Origin of the sequence: Streptomyces sp. NPDC001903 (assembly GCF_042891345.1) — a bacterium.
GTDB lineage: Bacteria > Actinomycetota > Actinomycetes > Streptomycetales > Streptomycetaceae > Streptomyces.
Map to the genome: position 1 here is coordinate 12,995 of NZ_JBIASZ010000028.1, position 19,338 is coordinate 32,332.

20 protein-coding genes are annotated in these 19,338 nt (G+C 71.6%); 4 read left to right on the forward strand and 16 right to left on the reverse strand.

The genetic code is table 11. The annotated features are described in order from the left end of the window. Nucleotides 1-5 precede the first annotated feature (5 nt). The 3 genes from ACFYZS_RS37575 to ACFYZS_RS37585 all read left to right on the forward strand — a co-directional run bounded on the left by ACFYZS_RS37575 (nucleotide 6) and on the right by ACFYZS_RS37585 (nucleotide 3,467). Nucleotides 6-839 (forward strand): siderophore-interacting protein, encoded by an 834-nt coding sequence (locus ACFYZS_RS37575; RefSeq protein ID WP_389023180.1) that lies wholly within the window; start codon nucleotides 6-8, stop codon nucleotides 837-839. 99 nt (nucleotides 840-938) lie between these two features. After that, nucleotides 939-2,483, forward strand: coding sequence for a serine hydrolase (locus ACFYZS_RS37580; RefSeq protein ID WP_389023183.1), 1,545 nt, complete (start codon nucleotides 939-941; stop codon nucleotides 2,481-2,483). Between the two features lie 18 nt (nucleotides 2,484-2,501). After that, entirely contained in the window at nucleotides 2,502-3,467 is a 966-nt protein-coding gene (locus ACFYZS_RS37585; protein ID WP_389023186.1) for a pseudouridine synthase, read from the forward strand. Here the strand turns inward: ACFYZS_RS37585 and ACFYZS_RS37590 are convergent. The 12 genes from ACFYZS_RS37590 to ACFYZS_RS37645 all read right to left on the reverse strand — a co-directional run bounded on the left by ACFYZS_RS37590 (nucleotide 3,464) and on the right by ACFYZS_RS37645 (nucleotide 15,872). Then, complete coding sequence (locus ACFYZS_RS37590) at nucleotides 3,464-6,304, reverse strand: DEAD/DEAH box helicase (RefSeq protein WP_389023190.1); 2,841 nt, start codon at nucleotides 6,302-6,304, stop codon at nucleotides 3,464-3,466. The two genes, ACFYZS_RS37585 and ACFYZS_RS37590, sit on opposite strands and share 4 nt — an antisense overlap. 80 nt (nucleotides 6,305-6,384) lie before the next feature. After that, complete coding sequence (locus ACFYZS_RS37595) at nucleotides 6,385-7,299, reverse strand: diacylglycerol kinase (RefSeq protein WP_389023193.1); 915 nt, start codon at nucleotides 7,297-7,299, stop codon at nucleotides 6,385-6,387. Nucleotides 7,300-7,315: 16 nt separating this feature from the next. Continuing rightward, nucleotides 7,316-8,281, reverse strand: a complete 966-nt coding sequence (tatC, locus tag ACFYZS_RS37600) for a twin-arginine translocase subunit TatC (protein ID WP_389023196.1) — start codon at nucleotides 8,279-8,281, stop codon at nucleotides 7,316-7,318. A 73-nt stretch (nucleotides 8,282-8,354) separates the two neighbouring features. Then, a complete protein-coding gene (gene tatA, locus ACFYZS_RS37605) occupies nucleotides 8,355-8,651 on the reverse strand; it encodes a Sec-independent protein translocase subunit TatA (protein ID WP_030860241.1) in 297 nt (98 codons plus the stop codon). Between the two features lie 215 nt (nucleotides 8,652-8,866). Further along, nucleotides 8,867-9,067 carry a hypothetical protein gene (locus ACFYZS_RS37610; RefSeq protein WP_389023199.1) on the reverse strand — a complete coding sequence of 67 codons (201 nt, stop codon included), beginning with the start codon at nucleotides 9,065-9,067 and terminating at the stop codon, nucleotides 8,867-8,869. Between the two features lie 27 nt (nucleotides 9,068-9,094). Further along, entirely contained in the window at nucleotides 9,095-9,343 is a 249-nt protein-coding gene (locus ACFYZS_RS37615; protein WP_134074760.1) for a hypothetical protein, read from the reverse strand. A 124-nt stretch (nucleotides 9,344-9,467) separates the two neighbouring features. After that, entirely contained in the window at nucleotides 9,468-10,436 is a 969-nt protein-coding gene (locus tag ACFYZS_RS37620; RefSeq protein WP_389023202.1) for a helix-turn-helix transcriptional regulator, read from the reverse strand. Between the two features lie 127 nt (nucleotides 10,437-10,563). After that, the gene (locus ACFYZS_RS37625; protein ID WP_389023205.1) at nucleotides 10,564-11,520 is read right to left on the reverse strand and encodes a helix-turn-helix transcriptional regulator; all 957 of its coding nucleotides are present in this window, start codon (nucleotides 11,518-11,520) and stop codon (nucleotides 10,564-10,566) included. A gap of 182 nt (nucleotides 11,521-11,702) precedes the next feature. Continuing rightward, complete coding sequence (locus ACFYZS_RS37630) at nucleotides 11,703-12,080, reverse strand: FKBP-type peptidyl-prolyl cis-trans isomerase (protein WP_389023208.1); 378 nt, start codon at nucleotides 12,078-12,080, stop codon at nucleotides 11,703-11,705. A 42-nt stretch (nucleotides 12,081-12,122) separates the two neighbouring features. Continuing rightward, complete coding sequence (locus tag ACFYZS_RS37635; RefSeq protein WP_389023210.1) at nucleotides 12,123-13,061, reverse strand: FKBP-type peptidyl-prolyl cis-trans isomerase; 939 nt, start codon at nucleotides 13,059-13,061, stop codon at nucleotides 12,123-12,125. A 104-nt stretch (nucleotides 13,062-13,165) separates the two neighbouring features. Further along, nucleotides 13,166-14,527 (reverse strand): Pup--protein ligase, encoded by a 1,362-nt coding sequence (gene pafA / locus ACFYZS_RS37640; RefSeq protein ID WP_030157196.1) that lies wholly within the window; start codon nucleotides 14,525-14,527, stop codon nucleotides 13,166-13,168. Nucleotides 14,528-14,585: 58 nt separating this feature from the next. Continuing rightward, a complete protein-coding gene (locus ACFYZS_RS37645) occupies nucleotides 14,586-15,872 on the reverse strand; it encodes an MFS transporter (protein WP_389023213.1) in 1,287 nt (428 codons plus the stop codon). Nucleotides 15,873-16,019: 147 nt separating this feature from the next. Between ACFYZS_RS37645 and ACFYZS_RS37650 the strand changes: the two genes are divergently transcribed. Continuing rightward, on the forward strand, nucleotides 16,020-17,015 hold the full coding sequence (locus tag ACFYZS_RS37650; protein WP_389023216.1) for a LacI family DNA-binding transcriptional regulator: 996 nt from the start codon (nucleotides 16,020-16,022) through the stop codon (nucleotides 17,013-17,015). A 74-nt stretch (nucleotides 17,016-17,089) separates the two neighbouring features. Here ACFYZS_RS37650 and prcA read toward each other — a convergent pair whose 3' ends face one another. The 4 genes from prcA to ACFYZS_RS37670 form a co-directional block, all read right to left on the reverse strand. Continuing rightward, nucleotides 17,090-17,854, reverse strand: a complete 765-nt coding sequence (prcA, locus tag ACFYZS_RS37655) for a proteasome subunit alpha (protein WP_030157191.1) — start codon at nucleotides 17,852-17,854, stop codon at nucleotides 17,090-17,092. Between the two features lie 41 nt (nucleotides 17,855-17,895). Then, on the reverse strand, nucleotides 17,896-18,735 hold the full coding sequence (gene prcB / locus ACFYZS_RS37660) for a proteasome subunit beta (protein ID WP_030157189.1): 840 nt from the start codon (nucleotides 18,733-18,735) through the stop codon (nucleotides 17,896-17,898). Continuing rightward, a complete protein-coding gene (locus tag ACFYZS_RS37665; RefSeq protein ID WP_389023220.1) occupies nucleotides 18,716-18,898 on the reverse strand; it encodes an endonuclease domain-containing protein in 183 nt (60 codons plus the stop codon). The genes prcB and ACFYZS_RS37665 overlap by 20 nt, the downstream gene beginning before the upstream one ends. Nucleotides 18,899-18,978: 80 nt before the next feature. Next, nucleotides 18,979-19,191, reverse strand: a complete 213-nt coding sequence (locus ACFYZS_RS37670) for a ubiquitin-like protein Pup (protein WP_030016348.1) — start codon at nucleotides 19,189-19,191, stop codon at nucleotides 18,979-18,981. Between the last annotated feature and the right edge of the window lie 147 nt (nucleotides 19,192-19,338).

A 19,338-nucleotide genomic window follows, 5' to 3' on the forward strand; every position in this document is an offset into this window, starting at 1 on the left:
ACGCCGTGGCAGAAGGACGCGCCCGCAAGATCGGCACCGCAGTCGTCGTGCGCACAGAGCGGCTGACGCCGCACATGGTGCGCGTGGTGCTGGGCGGTGCCGGACTGGTCCGATTCAGTGCGGGCGAGTTCACGGACCATTACATCAAGCTCCTGTTCGCCCCCGAAGGCGTCACGTACCCCTCGCCGTGGGACCTGGACCGGATCCGCGCCGAGTACGCGCGGGACGCCTGGCCGCGCCAGCGGGCGTACACGGTCCGCGCGTGGGACCCGGCGCACCTGGAGCTGACGCTCGACTTCGTCGTCCACGGCGACGAGGGGCTGGCCGGCCCCTGGGCCGCCCGCGTCCAGCCGGGTGAGCTGGTCCGCTTCCTCGGCCCCGGCGGCGCGTACGCGCCGGACCCGGCGGCCGACTGGCACCTCCTGGTGGGCGACGAGAGCGCGCTGCCCGCGATCGCGGCCGCGATGGAGCGGATGCCGGCGGGCGCGCGGGTGCACGCGTTCGTGGAGGTCGAGGGCCCGGAGGACGAGCAGAAGGTCGCCACCCCGGACGGCGTCGTCCCCGTCTGGCTGCACCGCGGCTCCGGCCCGGTCGGCCAGGCGCTCGTCGAGGCGGTCAGGGCCCTGGAGTTCCCCTCCCGCGACGTCCACGCCTTCGTCCACGGCGAGGCGGGCTTCGTGAAGGACCTCCGCAGCCACCTGCGCCTGGAGCGGGGCGTCCCCAAGGAGCGCCTGTCGATCTCCGGCTACTGGCGCCTGGGCGAGACCGACGAGGGCTGGCGGGCTATCAAGCGCGACTGGAACGAGCGGGTCCTGGCCGAACAGGAATCCGCGGCCTGACCGCACCGCGGGCCGCTCCCGGCGCGGTCCCCGCCCGCGCGGCGTGCGCTCCCGCCGCTCCGAGCGGCGGGGTCACCCGTTCGGCGTGACAATGTCCGCATGCGTACGCTCCGCATGATCGGCGCAGCCGGAGCCGCCACCGCCCTCGCGGTGACGGCAGCGGCCGGCGCCGCCGCCGCGCCCAGCCCGCCACCCGCGCCGAAGCCACAGATCACCGACGCGGAAGTGGACGCCGCGCTGCGGCGCCTGCCCGGGTTCGTCACCGACGCCATGCGCACCACCGGGGTCCCCGGGATCGCCGTGGCCGTCGTCCACGACGACAAGGTCGCCTACCTCAAGGGCTTCGGCGTCCGGCGCACCGACGCGCCCGGCGCCATCGGCCCCGACACCGTCTTCCAGATCGCCTCCCTCTCCAAGCCGGTCTCCTCCACGGTGGTGGCCGGGACCCTCAAGGACGCCGCCGACTGGAACGACCGCACCGAACTCCCCGGCTTCGCGCTGAAAGACCCCTGGGTCACCGGCCACGTCACCACCGCCGACCTCTTCTCCCACCGCAGCGGCCTCCCCGACCACGCCGGGGACCTCCTCGAAGACCTCGGCTACGACCAGGCGTACATCCTCGACCACCTGCGCCTGGAACCCCTCTCCCCCTTCCGCGCGAGCTACAACTACACCAACTTCGGCCTCACGGCGGCCGCCGAGGCCGTCGCCCGGCAGAAGGGCACCACCTGGGAGAAGCTCAACCAGGACGTCCTGTTCAAGCCCGCCGGGATGACGCACACCAGCACCGAGTTCTCGTCCTTCGCGAACGCCCCCGACCACGCGGCCACCCACGTCAAGAACCCGGACGGGACCTGGTCCCCGCGCTACGTGCGCGACCCCGACGCCCAGGCACCGGCCGGCGGCGTGAGCTCCACCGCCACCGACATGGCCCGCTGGCTGCGCCTCCAGCTCGCCGGCGGCACCCTCGACGGGAAGCGGATCATCCCCGCCGACACCCTCGCCGCCACACACCTGCCGCACATCCTGTCGCAGCCCCCGACCCCGCCCCTGGACCACACCGGCTTCTACGGGCTCGGCTGGAACGTCTCGTACGACGACGCCGGACGGCTGCGCCTGAGCCACAGCGGCGCCTTCGAACTCGGCGCCAACACCAACGTCACGATGCTCCCGCTGGAGAAGCTCGGCATCGTCGTCCTCACCAACGGCGCCCCGGTCGGCGTCGCCGACGCCATCGCGATGGACTTCTTCGACACCGCCGAGCACGGCGGCCCGACCACCGACTGGCTCCCCCTCTTCGCCGAGCTCTACGCCCAGCAGCTCGGCCCCGGCCCCTCCGCCACCGACTACGCGCACCCGCCCGCGGGTGCGAAGCCGGCCCGCGCCGACAGCGCGTACACCGGGACCTACGTCAGCCCGTACTACGGGAAACTGACCGTGACGGCGAAAGCCGGCGGCGGTCTCACGCTCGCCCTCGGCCCGAAGCCGATGCGCTTCCCCCTCACCCACTACGACGGCGACACCTTCAGCTACGTGACCACCGGCGAGAACGCCGTCGGCCGCACCGGAGTGGTCTTCAAGGACGGCACCGTCCGCATCGAGTACCTGGACGCCACCCACCTGGGCACCTTCACCAAGCAGTAGCGGCATAGCCTGGACCCGATGAGACGCAGAGCCCAGGCACCCCCCTCGCCCCTCCCCCAGGTCGCCGGCATCGACCCGGTCCGGCTGCGGCTGCCCGCCGATCCCGACGGGCGCTGGCCCGACCTCGGCGGCTACCTCGCCGAGCGGTACGCCGGCACCCGCGGCGCCGAGTCCATCGCGCACCTGCTGCGCGCGGGGCGGGTCCTCGGCCCGGGCGGGCGGGTCCTGAGTCAGCGGGACCCGTACGAGCCGGGCGCCTACCTCTGGTTCCACCGGGACATGGAGCCGGAGCCGGTGGTGCCGTTCCCGATCCGCGTCGTCCACCGGGACGGGCACCTGCTGGTCGTGGACAAGCCGCACTTCCTGGCGACCACCCCGCGCGGCAGCCACGTCACGCAGACCGCCCTGGCGCGGCTGCGCACCGAGCTCGGCCTGCCCGAGCTCAGCCCGGCGCACCGGCTGGACCGGCTGACCGCCGGACTGGTGATGTTCAGCATCCGCCCCGAGGACCGCGGCGCGTACCAGCTGCTGTTCCAGGAGCGCCGGGTCCTCAAGCGGTACGAGGCGCTGGCGCGCCACGACCCGGCGCTCACGCTCCCGCGCACCGTCCGCAGCCACATCGAGAAGACCCGCGGGGTCATGGCGGCCACCGAGGTCCCGGGCGCACCCCCGAACGCCGAGAGCCTGGTCGAACTCCTCGACACCAAGGGGGAACTGGGCCGCTACCGGCTGACCCCGCACACCGGGCGCACCCACCAGCTGCGGGTGCACATGAACGGCCTCGGCCTGCCGATCCTCGGCGACCCGGTGTACCCGGAGGTCACCGACCCGGCCCCGGACGACTACCGCAGACCGCTCCAACTCCTGGCCCGTACGGTGTCGTTCACCGACCCGGTCACCGGTACCCCGCACCGCTTCGAGAGCGGCCTGACCCTCGCGGCCTGGGAGGACCTCGCCGGATGGCGAGGTCCCGAGGGCCCCTAGCCGACCGAGCTGTAGGCCACCACGCCGCGCAGCAGCGCGTCCACGGCCTTGCGGGCGTTGCGGGCCACGGTGCTCCCGCTGTCGCCGGAGGCCGAGGGAGCCGCGGCCGCGATCTGCCCCAGCACGTCGATGACCTGCTTGCACCAGCGCACGAAGTCGCCGGCCGGCATCTCCGCCTCCCGCAGCACCTCGTCCAGGCTCTTGTCGGAGGCCCACTGGTACGCCGCCCACGCGAAGCCGAGGTCCGGCTCGCGCTGGCCCACGCCCTCCGCCTGGTTGATGCGGTGCTCCTCCTCCAGCGCGTCGAGCCGGCCCCAGATCCGGACCATCTCGCCGAGCGCCGCCTTGGCCGCGCCGCCCGGCACCTTCGGTGCCACCGCGTCGTCGGACTGCCGCGCCTCGAAGACCAGCGCCGAGACGCAGGCGGCCAGTTCCGCCGGGGACAGCCCCTCCCAGACGCCTTCGCGCAGGCACTCCGACGCCAGCAGGTCGAGCTCCCCGTACAGCCGGGCCAGCCGCTTGCCGTGCACGGTGACCTCGTCCTCGCGCAGGTAGTCCAGCTCGGTGAGCAGCGCGTGGATCCGGTCGAAGGTGCGGGCGATCGTGTTCGTCCGGCCCTCGATGCGCCGCTCCAGCTGCTGGGTGTCCCGCTTGAGCCGGTGGTAGCGCTCCGCCCAGCGGGCGTGGTCCTCGCGCTCGTCGCAGCCGTGGCAGGGGTGCGCCCGCAGCGCCGCGCGCAGCCGCGCGATCTCGCGGTCGTCGGCGGCCGCGGCCCGGCCGCGCCCGCGCCGCTCCGGCGCGATGTGCCCGGCCTTGGCCCGCAGTTGGGAGGCCAGGTCACGACGGGACTGCGGCGAGCGCGCGTTGAAGGTCTTGGGGATCCGCATCCGCTCGATGGCCTCGACCGGGACCGGGAAGTCGATCGCGGCGAGCCGCTTGACCTGCCGCTCCGCGGTCAGCACCAGCGGCCGCGGGCCCTCGGCGTACTCGTACCCGCGGTGCCCGTTGACCCGCCCGGCCGGCACCCCCGGGTCCAGGACCAGCGCGAGCCCGGCGAACTTGCCGGTCGGCACGTGGATGATGTCGCCCGGCTTGAGCTTCTCCAGCGAACTGGCCGCCTGCACCCGGCGCTGAGCCGCGCCTTGCTTGGCCAGGTCCGTCTCGCGGTCCTTCAGGTCGCGGCGCAGCTGCGCGTACTCCTCGAAGTTCCCGAGGTGGCAGGTCATGCCCTCCCGGTAGCCGTCCAGGCCCTCCTCGTTGCGCTGCACCTGCCGGGAGATCCCGACGACCGAGCGGTCGGCCTGGAACTGCGCGAACGAGGTCTCCAGGAGCTCGCGCGAGCGGTGCCGCCCGAACTGGCTGACCAGGTTCACGGCCATGTTGTAGGAGGGCTTGAAGCTGGAGCGCAACGGATACGTACGGGTGCCGGCGAGCCCGGCGAGTCCCGCCGGGTCCATGCCCCGCTGCCACAGCACCACGGCGTGGCCCTCGACGTCGATGCCGCGGCGCCCGGCCCGGCCGGTGAGCTGCGTGTACTCGCCGGGGGTGATGTCCGCGTGCTGCTCGCCGTTCCACTTGACCAGCTTCTCCAGGATCACCGTGCGCGCGGGCATGTTGATGCCCAGCGCCAGGGTCTCGGTGGCGAAGACGGCCTTGACCAGGCCGCGGACGAACAGCTCCTCCACGACCTCCTTGAAGGTGGGCAGCATGCCGGCGTGGTGCGCGGCGATGCCCCGCTCCAGGCCTTCGAGCCACTCGTAGTACCCGAGGACGTGCAGGTCCTCGGCGGGGATGGAGGCGGTCCGCTCCTCGACGATCTCACGCACCCTCAGGCGGGCGGTGTCGTCGTTGAGCCTCAGGCCGGCGAAGAGGCACTGCTGGACGGCGGCCTCGCAGCCGGCCCGGCTGAAGATGAAGTTGATGGCGGGCAGCAGCCCGTCGCCGTCGAGGCGGGCGATGACCTCGGGGCGGCTCGGGGTCCAGATCCGGCCTCGGGAGCGCCGCTCGCGCTCGCGGTCGGCCTCGCGGACCATCTTGCCGCGCCGCCGGTCCTTCGGACTGTACGTACGGGTGTTCTCCTCGCGCGCCATGCGCAGCAGGTCGGGGTTGACCTCGCGGCGCGCGGAGCCGCGGCCCCCGTGGTCGGACTCCTCCTCGAAGAGGTCGTAGATCTTGCGGCCGGCCATGACGTGCTGCCACAGCGGGACGGGCCGCTCCTCGGAGACGATCACCTCGGTGTCGCCGCGCACGGTGTCCAGCCAGTCGCCGAACTCCTCGGCGTTGGACACGGTGGCCGACAGGGACACCAGCGTGACCGACTCGGGGAGGTGGATGATCACTTCCTCCCAGACGGCTCCGCGGAACCGGTCGGAGAGGTAGTGCACCTCGTCCATCACGACGTAGCCGAGGCCGCGCAGCGACTGCGAGCCCGCGTAGAGCATGTTGCGGAGCACCTCGGTGGTCATCACGACCACGGGCGCCTCGGAGTTGACGCTGTTGTCACCGGTCAGCAGGCCGACCTTGTCGGCGCCGTAGCGCTTGACGAGGTCGGCGTACTTCTGGTTCGACAGGGCCTTGATGGGCGTCGTGTAGAAGCACTTGCGGCCCTGGCCGAGGGCGAGGTGCACGGCGAACTCGCCGACGATCGTCTTGCCCGAGCCGGTCGGGGCGGCGACGAGGACGCCCTTGCCGGCCTCCAGTGCCTTGCAGGCTTCGACCTGGTACGCGTCCAGGTCGAATTCGTACATCTCGCGGAAGGGGGCCAGGGCGGAGGCCTCTTCGGCGGCGCGGATCCGGGCAGCGGCGTACCGCTCGGCGGGTGAGAGTTCTTCGGTCATCTTGCTGTCGAGCCTACCCGCCGCCCCTGACAACAGTCGCGATCATTTATACGGACCGCCCGGGCTTCGCCGCGGCCGCGCTACGACAGCAGCCTCAGGGCCCCCGGCACGCAATCGGCGGTCACCGGCAGCGCCCCCAGCGGCTCGCCGTCCGCGTACGCGGTGATCCCGGCGGCCTCCAGTGTGATCTTCGCGGCCCGGTGGACGGTCACCTTCGGGTGGCTGAGGTGCGTCCCCTTGTAGACCTGCGGAAAGACCCGGAGGAGGGTGGCCCGGCTGCAGTCCCCGACCACGGTGACGTCGAAGAGCCCGTCGTCCGGGACGGCGTCCGCGCAGATGCGCATGCCGCCGCCGTAGGAGGACCCGTTGCCCACGGCCACCAGCGCGGCCTCGGTCTCGATCACGGGGCCGTCGTCGAGGGTGATCCGGTACGGGAACGGCCGGAAGGCGGCCAGCTCCGCGAGGATCGCCAGGTCGTACTTGAACCGGCCGGCCGGGAGCCGCATCCGGTTGCCGCGGTCGTTGACCCGCGAGTCGAAGCCGGAGCACAGCACGGTGCCGTACCAGGTCCCGCCGCCGGTCCCGGCCCCGCCGGCACCGGACACCCGCCCGAGGTCGATCTCGCGGATCCGGCCCTCCTTGAGCGCCCCGGCGGCCAGCCGCCCCGCCTGCGCCGGCTCCCCCACGGGCAGCCCCATGGCCCGCGCGAAGTCGTTCCCGGTGCCCACGGCGACCACCCCGAGCGGTACCAGCGTCCCGGCCAGCGCCTGCAGGGCCAGCGAGACCACGCCGTCGCCGCCGACGGCGATCACCGCTCCCGTGCCCTCCCGGACGGCGGTGCGCAGCCGGGCCAGCGCGTCCTCGGCGTCGGCGCCGAGGACCGTCCGTACGGAGAACCCGGCGGCCCGGAGCGCGGAAGCGGCCGGCTGCGCGGCGTGCGCGCCCCGGCCGCGTCCCGCGGTGGGATTGACGAAGAGGGTGATCTCAGCGCTCACCCCCGGAATGTACCTGTCAGGTCGCGTCGTCGTAACCGTTGATCTGCCTGCGGCCGCCGTCGGCCTGCTCGGGCAGCGCGGTCGCGGCCTGGACGGGGTCCATCTCACCGATCGGCGCGGGCGTGAGGTCCAGCTCGGACGCCTCGTCGTCGTCGAGCAGCGCGTCGGGGTTGCCGCGGCGCCGCCTGCGGTCGTTGACCAGGCAGATCCCGAGGGCGATGAAGTAGAGGGCGACGATCGGCGCGGCCAGCGAGATCATGGTCAGCGGGTCACCGGTGGGCGTGGCGAACGCGGCGAAGATCGTGATGCCCAGCACCATGGCCCGCCACCAGCTCGCCAGCCGCTTCGCGGTGAGGACCCCGGTGAAGTTGAGGAGGATCAGCAGCAGCGGCAGCTCGAAGGCGAGACCGAAGACGATGACCATGCGCGTGACCAGGTCGAGGTAGTCGTCGACCGGGAGCAGGTTGCGCGCGTTGTCGGGGGTGAACTCGAGGAGGATCGTCGCGGTCTGCGGCAGCAGCTTGTAGGCGAGCACCCCGCCGGCGGCGAACAGCGGAGCGCCGACGGCCACGAAGCCGACCGCGTAGCGCTTCTCGTGGTTGTGCAGGCCCGGGGCGACGAAGGCCCAGAGCTGGTAGAGCCAGACCGGCGCCGAGAGCACGACACCGGCGGTGAGCGAGACCTTGAGGGCGATCGAGAACGGGGCGATGAGGCCGTTCACGGTCATGTCGGCGCAGGGCCGGCCGTTGCGCTGTGAGACCACCCCGTTGGTGCAGCCGACGGAGTCCAGCATCGGCTTCAGCATGAAGTCGATCAGGTTCTTGTAGTAGAAGGCCGCCACGACGGTGATCACCAGGATCGCCAGGACCGACTTCAACAGGCGGTTTCTCAGCTCACGCAGGTGCTCGACAAGAGGCATCCGCCCTTCGGCGTCCTTGGCCTTCTTGTCCTGCTTCTCCTGCTTGCGGGCAGACTTGAGCAACCCACGTCCCTTGTCTCGTTGCAGATGACCGGCGTGATCACGGCCGCGGACCGGCGGCCCGGCGGCCGGGCGATCAGCCCTGGGTGGTGTGGTTCGGCTCGTTGACCGGACGCGAGCTGGTCACGTCGCCGGGAGCGGCCTTGATGGTGCGCGGGGCGGCGGCCTGCTGCGGGGCCTGGTCGGCCACGGTCGCGGCGGTGGCGTTGTCCTCCGCCGCGCTCTCCGCCTTCATGGCCTTGGCCTCGCTCTTGAGGATGCGGGCCGACTTGCCGAGGGAGCGCGCCATGTCGGGAAGCTTCTTGGCACCGAACAGCAGGAAGATCACGGCGATGATCAGGAGGATCTCAAGAGGCTTCAGATTGCCGATCATGTCTGACTTCCTTCTCACCGAAACGGCTGGTTGTGGTGTCGGCGGCCGCGGATGGTGATCCGTGACCGCTCAGGCAAGGATCGTAACCCCCGGGGGTTAACGCCCGGCAATCCCCGGGGGTATCCCGCCTTGCGTGCGGCTGGGACCGACGGTACGGGTCGCGACCCGCACTTTCCAGAGACCAGCGGGACACGATCCTGCGGTTTGTACCGGTTTCACGGTCGGGCGGCGCCGCCCGCACGCGCCAGGTCGTTCGCCGCGCGCTCCAGGTCCCCCGAGGCGTCTGCGATCCGCCGGCTGGCCAGCTCGACCTGGCCGGACAGCCGCCGCACCTCCACGAAGACGCGCACCGCGAGGACGGCGAGGACGGCGAGCCCGAGGAAACCCAGGGCGATTGCGAGCATCGGCCACAGCATGGGTCCGAGCCTAGGCCACCGGCCGGCTCAGACGCTGCGCAGGGTGCTCACGCCGCCGCCGGTCAGCAGCTCCACGATGCGCTCACCGGCCGGTTTGCGTACGGAGGCCCCGCACGCGGGACAGGTGAAGGAGTAGAACGTGGTGCGCCGGCTCCCGCCGATCACCAGCCGCAGGGCTCCCGCGTCCAGCTCGAAGCGGGCCCGGCAGTCGGAACAGGCCGCTTTGAAGGAGACCGGCGGCCCTGCGGCGGCCTGCACACCCCGTGGCCCGGACATTGGCGACATCGCTCGGCGCTCCCCTCAGGCCGTCCGCTCGCGGACGGCGCAGCTCCCGTACGGCAGGGCCCGTACCGCACGGCCCTGCCGCTTCCCCTTGCCCGGTCCTGCTCGTACCGGTCGCTCAGCCCTGTTCCCCGTACCCGGCGAGCGCCTCGCGGGCCGCCTGGCGCGCGCTGTCGGCCAGCTCCGCGGGCGCCACGATCCGGCCCTCGCGGCCCAGCCTCAGCGCGAGCCGGCGCAGCGAGGCCGGGTCCGGGCTGCGCAGCGTGATCCGCAGGCCGCCGTCGGAGAGCTCCTCGGCGCTGTCGTGCGGGTAGTACTCGGCGACCCAGCGGCCGCCCGGCCCGACCTCGACCACGACCTCCGGGTCCTCGGCGGCCGGCTGGACGAGCCCCTCGGACAAGTCGCGCGGCTCGATGGCGGGCGGCTCGGCCCGCTCGTCCAGCAGTCGGATCTCGGCGACCCGGTCGAGGCGGAAGGTGCGCCGGGCCTCGGAGAGGTGGCACCAGCCCTCCATGTACGTGTGGCCCACGGCGAAGAGCCGGATCGGGTCGACCTTGCGCTCGGTCAGCTCGTCCCGGGCGGGCGAGTAGTAGCGCAGCCACAGCCGCCGGCGCTCCGCGATGGCCCGGTCGACGTCCGCGAAGACCCCGCCCTCGGCCTCGAAGGTCACCGACAGCCGGGAGCTGGCCCCCGCCGCCTCGCCCGCGGCGGCCTCCAGCTTCGCGGTGGCCCGCAGCAGCGCGTCCCGGTCGCTCTCGCGCAGCCCCGGCAGCGTGGCCACCGCGCGGGCGGCGACCAGCAGCGCGGTCGCCTCGTCGGCGGCCAGCCGCAGCGGCTCGGCGGTGGACTCCCCCGAGGCGTCGGCGTTGTGCCACCAGATGCGGTCGCCGTCGGTGTCGATGTCGAGCAGGTCCCCGCCGCGGAAGCTGGTCCCGCACATGGGCAGCACGTCGAGGTCCGAGATCAGCTCGTCCTCGGTGATCCCGAAGGCGCGGGCGACGTCGGCGACGTGCGCCCCGGGGCGCTCGCGCAGGTAGGTCACCAGGGACAGCATCCGGCGGGTCTGGTCGATGGCGTTGGCAGCCATGCTGGTACGTCTCCCCCTCAGGGCACGTCTTGCGAACGGTGCGGTGGTGCGATCGGTGCGGCGGATCGGGCGGCGGCCAGGGCGGCCGGGCAGGTGTGCTCCGCCCGGTCCGGTCCGCCGGGCGGCCTCAGCCCGCGGCCACGGCGCGCAGCCGGTCCACGACGTCCGCGCGCAGGTCGGCGGGGTCCACGACCACCACGTCCGGCCCGAACTCGACCAGCCAGGCGTCGAGTCCGTGCCCGTACGGGATCTCCAGCTCGTCCCAGCCGTCCCCGCCCTCGCGCACGGCGGTGGCCTTGGCCCGCAGCGGGTATCCGGCCCCGGCCCGCAGCCGGATCAGCGCGGAGCGGTCCGCGCTCTCCCCGGCCCAGCTCGCCACGGTCTCCCGCACGGTGACCACGTCCGGGACCACGGCGGTGTACTTGGCCGCACGGGACTTGACCTTGCCGGTGATCCGGGAGAGCCGGAAGACGCGCTCCGCGCCGCGGTCGCGGTCGTAGCCGGCCAGGTACCAGTGGCCGCGCCAGCACTCCAGCGCCCACGGCTCCACCTGCCGGGTCTCGGGCCGCGCGGCGGTGGACTTGCGGTAGTCGAAGACCACCGGACGGCGGTCGCGGCAGGCGAGCATCAGCGGTTCGAAGGCCGCCTCGTGGACCGGGATGCGCGGTTCGATGGCGCTGTGCTGGCCCTCGTACGGGTTCCCCGCCTCCGGCATCCCGCCCGCGCGCAGCTTCTGCAGGGCGCCGCTGGCCGCTCCGGCGAGACGAGCCTGCTGCCAGACCTTGGCCGCGAGTCCGAGGGCCGCGGCCTCCTCGGCGTCGAGGGAGACGGGCGGCAGCCGGTTGCTGTCGCGGCGGGCGAGGTAGCCGGTCTCGCCGTCGAGGTTCTCCACCGTCTCGATGACGAGGCCGAGTTCGCGCAGGTCGTCCTTGTCCCGCTCGAACATGCGGTTGAACGACTCGTCGTTGCCGGCTTCCATGTACGCCTCGATGGAACCGCGCAGTTCGCGCTTGCTGAGCGGCCGGCGGGTCCCCAGCAGACACAGCGCCAGATTCATCAGCCGCTCGGCCTTGGCAATCGCCATCGACGCCCTTCCGCCTTTCTCCGCTTACACGTTGCAGTACTCGTCCGGCACGCGCGACGCGCGCGAGCGCGCACGGCGCACACGTCCGTGACCGTTGACCGTACCGCCCCGGCGGGCCCCGGCAAAAGCGAGGGCCCCCGCCTGACGGCGGGGGCCCCTTCTACCGATCACAGGTCGTCGGATCAGACGCCCATCAGGTCGCAGACGAAGATCAGCGTCTCGCCCGGCTTGATGGCGCCGCCGGCGCCGCGGTCGCCGTACGCGAGGTGCGCCGGGATGACCAGCTTGCGGCGGCCGCCGACCTTCATGCCCTCGATGCCCTTGTCCCAGCCCGGGATGACCTGGCCGATGCCCAGGATGAACTGGAGCGGGGCGCCGCGGCCCCAGGAGGCGTCGAACTCCTCACCGGTGGAATAGGCCACGCCCACGTAGTGGACGGAGACCTTGTTGCCGGCCGTGGCCACGGGGCCGTCGCCCTCCCAGACGTCCTCGATGACGAGGTCGGCCGGGACCGGGAAGTCGGGGAAGTCGATCTCGGGCTTCTCGAGCTGGTTGCTCACGGTACTGCTCCTCAAAACTGAATCAGGTCAACTCGGACAGTCTTACATCACGGCGAGGATGTCGAGGCTGAAGACCAGCGTCGAGTTGGCCGGGATGGTGCCCGTCTCCTTGTCGCCGAAGCCCTGGTCCGGCGGGATGACCAGCAGGATGCGGCTGCCGACCTTCTTGCCGATCAGGCCGTCCTTGAGGCCCTTGACCGACAGCTGGTCCATCGGCCAGGTGACCGTCTGGTCCGTGGCGTACGTGCTTTCGAAGGTCTTGTCGTCCTTCCACGTCTTGCCGTTGAACTTGACGACGACGCTGTCGGTGTCCTTGACGGCCGCGCCGTCACCCTCCAGCACGTAGTTCGAGACCAGCTTCGCCGGCGGGTTCACGTCCTTCGGCACGGTCACGGAGACTTCCTTGCCGTCCGTGTTCGTACCGATCTTCGGCAGGTCCTTGTCGTCCTGCGCGACCTCCTTGCCCTTGGCCGAGGCCGGGACCGAGGTGCCCTTGACGATGTCCACGACGAAGACCAGCGTGGCGTTCGGCTTGATCTTGTCGCCGGAGCCCTTGTCGCCGTAACCGAGGTCCGGCGGGATCACCAGCTCCAGGCGGCTGCCGACCTTCTTGCCCTCGAGGCCCTGGTCCCAGCCCTTGATGACCATTCCGGCACCGATGGTCACCTCGAACGGCTTGCCCTTGCCGAAGCTCTGGTCGAACGGCTCCTTGCCGTCCCACACCTGGCCGTAGTAGTTGACCTGGGCGACGTCGCCCTTCTTCAGCGCCGGGCCGTTGCCCTCGCTGACGGTCACCACCTTCAGCTCCTTCGGCGGGTCGCCCTTGCCCTTGGACAGGGTCGGGGTCTCACCGAACTTGGCACCCTTGGTGATCGCGGGCGCCCCGTTCTTCATCTCGGCGGAGTCGGAGCCGCTGTCGCCACAGGCTGCTGTCGACAACAGCAGAAGGGGTACGACAAGCAGGCCGGCAAGTCGGCGCACGTGTTCCTCAGATCTCAGACGGCGGTGCGGTCGACGCCACTCTAAGGCGTGCGCAGGGCCCCGTACGAGATCCGTACGGGGCCCTGCACGAGATCAGCGCGATCTCACATCCCTGCGATCAGCTTCTCCACCCGGTCGTCCACCGACCGGAACGGGTCCTTGCACAGCACGGTCCGCTGCGCCTGGTCGTTGAGCTTGAGGTGCACCCAGTCGACCGTGAAGTCCCGCCTCTGCTCCTGCGCCCGGCGGATGAAGTCGCCGCGCAGCCGCGCCCGCGTGGTCTGCGGGGGCACCGACTTGCCCTCGAAGATCTTGAGGTCGTTGCAGATCCGGGCCGCCTGCCCCTTGCGCTCCAGCAGGTAGTACAGACCGCGCCGGCGGTGGATGTCGTGGTACGCGAGGTCTATCTGGGCCACGCGCGGGTTCGACATGGTCATGCCGTGCTTGGCCCGGTACCGCTCGATCAGCTGGTACTTCATGACCCAGTCGATCTCGGTCCCGATCCGGTCCAGGTCCTCCGCGTCGATCGCGTCGAGGGTGCGGCCCCACAGCTCCAGCACCTGGTCCACCGTGCCGGTACGGATCCCCCGGCGCTCGGCGAAGTCCACGGCCTTGTCGTAGTACTCGCGCTGGATCTCCAGCGCCGAGGCCTCCCGGCCGCTCGCCAGGCGCACCTTGCGCTGGCCCGTGATGTCGTGGCTGACCTCGCGGATCGCCCGGATCGGGTTCTCCAGGGTCAGGTCGCGCATCACCGTGCCCGCCTCGATCATGCGCAGCACCAGGTCGGTGGCGCCGACCTTGAGCAGCATGGTCGTCTCGGACATGTTCGAGTCCCCGACGATCACGTGCAGGCGGCGGTAGCGCTCGGCGTCCGCGTGCGGCTCGTCGCGGGTGTTGATGATCGGACGTGACCGGGTCGTGGCGGAGCTGACGCCCTCCCAGATGTGCTCGGCCCGCTGGCTCACGCAGTAGACCGCGCCCCGGGGGGTCTGCAGCACCTTGCCCGCGCCGCAGATCAGCTGGCGCGTGACGAGGAACGGAATGAGGATGTCCGCCAGACGGGAGAATTCCCCGTGCCGGGCCACCAGATAGTTCTCGTGGCAGCCGTACGAGTTGCCCGCCGAGTCGGTGTTGTTCTTGAAGAGATAGACGTCGCCCGCGATTCCCTCCTCGTGCAGGCGGCGTTCGGCGTCGACGAGCAGACCTTCGAGAATGCGCTCGCCTGCCTTGTCGTGCGTGACGAGTTCCGTCACGTTGTCGCATTCGGGAGTTGCATATTCCGGATGCGAACCCACGTCGAGGTACAGGCGGGCGCCGTTCCGCAGGAAGACATTGCTGCTGCGGCCCCATGACACAACACGGCGGAAGAGGTAGCGCGCCACTTCGTCAGGAGACAGTCGGCGCTGTCCCCTGAACGTGCACGTGACGCCGTACTCGTTCTCCAGCCCGAAAATGCGGCGGTCCATGACTGAACATTACGCCTTCCGCACTGTTCTGAAACCGGGTTCGTGAACGCCGTTTCGATCAGTTCCCGACGAGCCGCTCCGCCGGGCCGCCCGCCGGACCCTCCGCGGCGCCCCCGCCGACGCCTTCCGCGGCCACCGCGGGCGAACCCGCCACCGTACGGGTCCGGCCCGGAGCGGCCATGACGCGCTGAGTGAGCGTCAGCACCAGCAGCGCCGACGCACCCGCGACACACGCCACGCCGAACCCGCTCGCCGAACCGCCCAGTTCCACCGCCGGCCCCGCCGCGGCCGTGCCGATCGCCGCGCCCACACCGAAGAAGGTCACCAGCCACGAGAACGCCTCCGTCACCGTCCCCACCGGAGCGTGACGGTCCACGACGATGAACGCGCACGCCAGCGCCGGCGCCAGGAACACGCCCGCCAGCGCCGCCAGCGCCGTCATCGCCACCGGCCCCGGAACCAGTACCAGCGGCAGGTAGCACACCGCCAACAGCGCCACGATCACGCGCAGCCGCCGCTCCGGCGCACCCGCCCACTGCCGCGCCCCGTAGAGCACCCCGCCGGCCAGTGCGCCCAGACCCAGCGCCGCCATCAGCCAGCCGTACACCGACTGGCCCCCGTGGTCATCGGCGTACGCCACACCCGCCACCGTGATCGACCCCAGCGCCATGCCCACGAAGAAGAACGCGCCCAGCAGTGCCCGCAGCCCCGTCGAGCGCAGCGCGCCCAGCCAGTGCGCCTCGCGCGGCTCCGAACGCCACCGCCGCGAGGGCTCGCTGAGCACCACGGACAGCGCCCCCACGACACCGAGCGCATGGATCACCAGCAGCGCCCCGGCCGGATCCCACAGCGAGACGCACAGCGTCACCAGCAGCGGCCCGACCGTGTACATGATCTCCTGCGCCACCGCGTCCATCGCGTACGCGGCGTGCACCCGCTCCTCCTTGCCGCCGAGCACCGAGGGCCACAGCGCCCGCAGCCCGCCCTCCAGCGGCGGCGCGAAGAACCCGCCGACGACCACGGCCCCGTACGCGGCCGCCGCCGACCCCGTGCCCGCGAACGCGAGCCACGCCATGCCCAGCGCCGAGAGCACCGCGGCCGGCAGCTGCACGCGCGGCTGCCCGAAGAGGTCCACGGCCCGCCCGAGCAGCGGCTGACCCACCGCGTTCGCCACTCCGTAGACCGCGGCGAGCGCGCCCGCGAGGCTGTAGCTGCCGCCCTCCGCGCGCGTGAACAGCACGATCGCGATCGCCGCGGTGGCGTTCGGCAGCCGGCCGACGAGCGTGCCCGCCAGCAGCCTCGCGGCATGCCGGGTCCTGAGCAGCTCCGCGTATCCCGCGGCCATGTCCGCCCCCTTCTGCCCGGAGTCCCGCCGGGAGTGAATCTAGTAATACGTATAACGTTGGAAGTCATACGTACCATGGCCACACCACGGGGGTCCAACCCGACCCTCACCCCCACCCCCGCCGACCTCGTACAACAGGAGCACGGTGTGACGAGACCCACCAGCCGGGACGTGGCCACCGCCGCCGGGGTCTCGCAGGCCACCGTCTCCCTCGTCCTCGGCGACAAATGGCGCGGCCGCGTCTCCGAACGCACCGCCGGCCTGGTCCGCGAAGCCGCCGCCACCCTCGGCTACCGGCCCAACCTCGCCGCCCGCAACCTCCGTCTCGGCTCCACCCGCACCGCCCTCCTGGTCGTGCCCGCCCTCACCAACGAGTTCTTCGCCCGCGTCTACACCGGCGCCGCCCGCGTCGCCGCCGAACACGGCTTCGGCGTCGTCCTCTACCCCTCCCCCGACGGCACCGGCCCGGCCCGCGACCCCTTCGCCTCCGCCCGCGCCGCCCTCGACGGGGTCATCGCCTCCTCCATGGCCGCCCACGCCCTCGACGCCATCGGCGACGCCGAGCTCCCCCTCGTCATGCTCGACAGCGACCCCACCGCCACGCGCGCCGCCGCCCACGTCAACCTCGCCATGGCCGACGGCATGCGCCAGATCACCGAGCACCTCCTCGCGCTCGGCCACCGCCGCGTCCTCCACCTCGCCTCCGCCGTGGACTCCTGGACCTTCGACGTCCGCGCCGAGGCCCTGGCCGCCCTGCTGCGCCCCCACGCCGAGCTGCGCACCGTACGGGCCCCGCTCACCGTCGCCGACGCCCGTACGGCCATGGAGGCGGTCCTCGCGGCCCCCGGGGACCGGCCCACCGCCGTCGTCTGCGACGACGACGTCCTGGCCGCCGGCGCCTGCAAGGCCGCCCGCCGCCTCGGCCTGCGCGTCCCGGAGGACCTCTCCGTCACCGGAATCGACGACCTCGCCCTGGCCACCGCCGTCGAACCCGAGCTCACCACCGTGCACCTGCCCGCCGAACGCGTCGGCGAACAGGGCATGACCGCCCTCCTCGCCGTCCTGGACGGCACCCCCTGGACCGCCCCCGACCTCCCGGTCGACCTGATCGTCCGCGCCTCCACGGGCCCGGCCCCCGCCTGACCCCTCCCGACCGACCCCCGAAAACCCGAAAGCGCCCCCGGCCGCAAGGCCGGGGGCGCCACCGCGCACGCGCTCTACTCGGAGTCGTCCTCGGGAGCCTCGTCGTTCGACACGGCGTCGGCCTGCACGGCCGCCGTGACGTCCGCCTCCAGCAGCCGCGACAGCTGCCGTCCCCGGATCCGCTTGAACTTCCGCTGCTGGGCCCGCGTCCGGTCCAGCACCGCGACCTCCAGCCGCTCGGCCGGAATCGTCTTGTCCGCGCCGTTCGCCTGGCTCGACAGCGCCTGCACCGCGAGCTTCAGCGCCTCGGACAGGGTCATCCCGTCCTGGTGGCGCTGGTCCAGGTACGTGCTGATCTGCTCGGCGTTGCCGCCGACCGCGACCGAGCCGTGCTCGTCCACGATCGAACCGTCGTGCGGCAGCCGGTAGATCTGGTCGCCCGCGGCCGTGGCACCGACCTCGGCCACGACCAGCTCCACCTCGTACGGCTTCTCGCCGGCGCTGGAGAAGATGGTGCCCAGCGTCTGCGCGTAGACGTTGGCCAGCCCACGGGCCGTCACATCGTCGCGGTCGTAGGTGTATCCGCGTAGATCGGCGTAGCGCACGCCGCCGATCCGCAGGTTCTCGTACTCGTTGTACTTGCCGGCGGCCGCGAAGCCGATCCGGTCGTAGATCTCGCTGAACTTGTGCAGCGCGCGGGACGGGTTCTCGCCGACGAACACGATGCCGTCGGCGTACTGCAGCACGACGAGGCTGCGACCGCGGGCGATGCCCTTCCGGGCGTATTCCGCCCGGTCGGCCATGGCCTGCTGGGGTGAGACGTAGAACGGAGTCGACACCGGTTATCCGTCCCTTTCTTCTGGGCGACGAGGAGGACTGGTCAGAGCAGGGCCGCGCGCGGCCCGTCGGGCTGCTCGAGCCGCCGGTTGGTGACGCTGCGGGCGAGTTCCTGCGACTCCTCGTCCGTCAGCCTGCGGAATCCCTCGTCGGTGATGACGGTGACGATGGGGTAGATGTGGCGGTACAGGTCCGGCCCACCGGTCGCCGAGTCGTCGTCGGCGGCGTCGTACAGGGCCTGTACGACGAGGGTGGTGGCCTGCTCCTCCGTCAGGTCGGGGCGGTACAGCTTCTTCATCGAGCCGCGCGCGAAGATCGAGCCGGATCCGGTGGCGGCGAAGCCGTGCTCCTCGGAGCGGCCGCCGGTCACGTCGTAGGAGAAGATCCGGCCCTTCTCCTTGCCCTCGTCCCAGCCCGCGAACAGCGGCACGACGGCCAGCCCCTGCATGGCCATCCCCAGGTTGCTCCGGATCATGGTGGAGAGCCGGTTGGCCTTGCCCTCGAGGCTCAGGGTCGCCCCCTCCACCTTCTCGAAGTGCTCCAGCTCCAGCTGGAACAGCTTCACCATCTCCACGGCCAGGCCGGCCGTACCGGCGATGCCCACCGCGGAGTACTCGTCGGCGGGGAACACCTTCTCGATGTCCCGCTGCGCGATCATGTTCCCCATGGTCGCGCGCCGGTCACCGGCGAGCACGACCCCGCCGGGGAAGGTGGTGGCGACGATGGTCGTCCCGTGCGGCGCCTCGACAACGCCCTCGGGCAGCTTCCGGTTCCCCGGCAGCATCTCGGGCGAGTGCGCCCCCAGGAAGTCCATGAAGGACGAGGACCCCGGCGTCAGGAAGGCTGCCGGCAGCCGCCCCGTGCTACGAGTGTTGGCTTCCACGCGTTCCCTCCAAATGTGCGGCGGCCCGACGCATGCGGTCGGGGTTGCCTTTCAACACGCCAAGACCTGAATTGCAGTTGAAGCAAAGTACGCCAGGGACCCTACCCGTCCCGCGGCGATGATCAACCTGCGGGAGCGAACGCCCGATGCGGCTTCTGTTCACCGCACCGGGCGCGCGACTTCGCTCTGCTCCAGCCTGGCCATTTCCTCCACCATCACCTTCGAATCGAAGGTAAAGGGGTCTTACTGACCACCCTTTTGCACGAAGGACCGCACGAAGTCCTCGGCGTTCTCCTCAAGTACGTCGTCGATCTCGTCGAGAACTGAGTCGACGTCGTCGGAGAGCTTCTCCTGGCGCTCCTTGAGGTCGGTCGATTCCTCGACCGCCGCCTCCTCGACCTCCTCGGTCGAGCGAGTCGCCTTCTGCTGTCCGCCGCCGGTGTCCTTGGTCGCCATGTCTACCTCACCCCGCTCGGTTCGCGCGCTCATGTCGAGAGACCCCGGGATCGGGATCTCTCAAGATCAGACCCTACGTCGGACCCTACAAGGAGGGTCCGGCATTCGTCCCCGCACTTTCATAACGTGCGGCTGCTTTCATGATTC

Bases quoted from the DNA above. Each gene is read 5' to 3' on its own strand.
- ACFYZS_RS37610 (WP_389023199.1), bottom strand. From the start codon at position 9,067: ATGCTGTGGCCGATGCTCGCAATCGCCCTGGGTTTCCTCGGGCTCGCC.
- ACFYZS_RS37585 (WP_389023186.1), top strand. From the start codon at position 2,502: ATGAGACGCAGAGCCCAGGCACCCCCCTCGCCCCTCCCCCAGGTCGCC.
- ACFYZS_RS37670 (WP_030016348.1), bottom strand. From the start codon at position 19,191: ATGGCGACCAAGGACACCGGCGGCGGACAGCAGAAGGCGACTCGCTCG.
- tatA (WP_030860241.1), bottom strand. From the start codon at position 8,651: ATGATCGGCAATCTGAAGCCTCTTGAGATCCTCCTGATCATCGCCGTG.
- ACFYZS_RS37590 (WP_389023190.1), bottom strand. From the start codon at position 6,304: ATGACCGAAGAACTCTCACCCGCCGAGCGGTACGCCGCTGCCCGGATC.
- ACFYZS_RS37580 (WP_389023183.1), top strand. From the start codon at position 939: ATGCGTACGCTCCGCATGATCGGCGCAGCCGGAGCCGCCACCGCCCTC.
- ACFYZS_RS37625 (WP_389023205.1), bottom strand. From the start codon at position 11,520: ATGGCGATTGCCAAGGCCGAGCGGCTGATGAATCTGGCGCTGTGTCTG.
- ACFYZS_RS37615 (WP_134074760.1), bottom strand. From the start codon at position 9,343: ATGTCCGGGCCACGGGGTGTGCAGGCCGCCGCAGGGCCGCCGGTCTCC.
- ACFYZS_RS37620 (WP_389023202.1), bottom strand. From the start codon at position 10,436: ATGGCTGCCAACGCCATCGACCAGACCCGCCGGATGCTGTCCCTGGTG.
- pafA (WP_030157196.1), bottom strand. From the start codon at position 14,527: ATGGACCGCCGCATTTTCGGGCTGGAGAACGAGTACGGCGTCACGTGC.
- ACFYZS_RS37645 (WP_389023213.1), bottom strand. From the start codon at position 15,872: ATGGCCGCGGGATACGCGGAGCTGCTCAGGACCCGGCATGCCGCGAGG.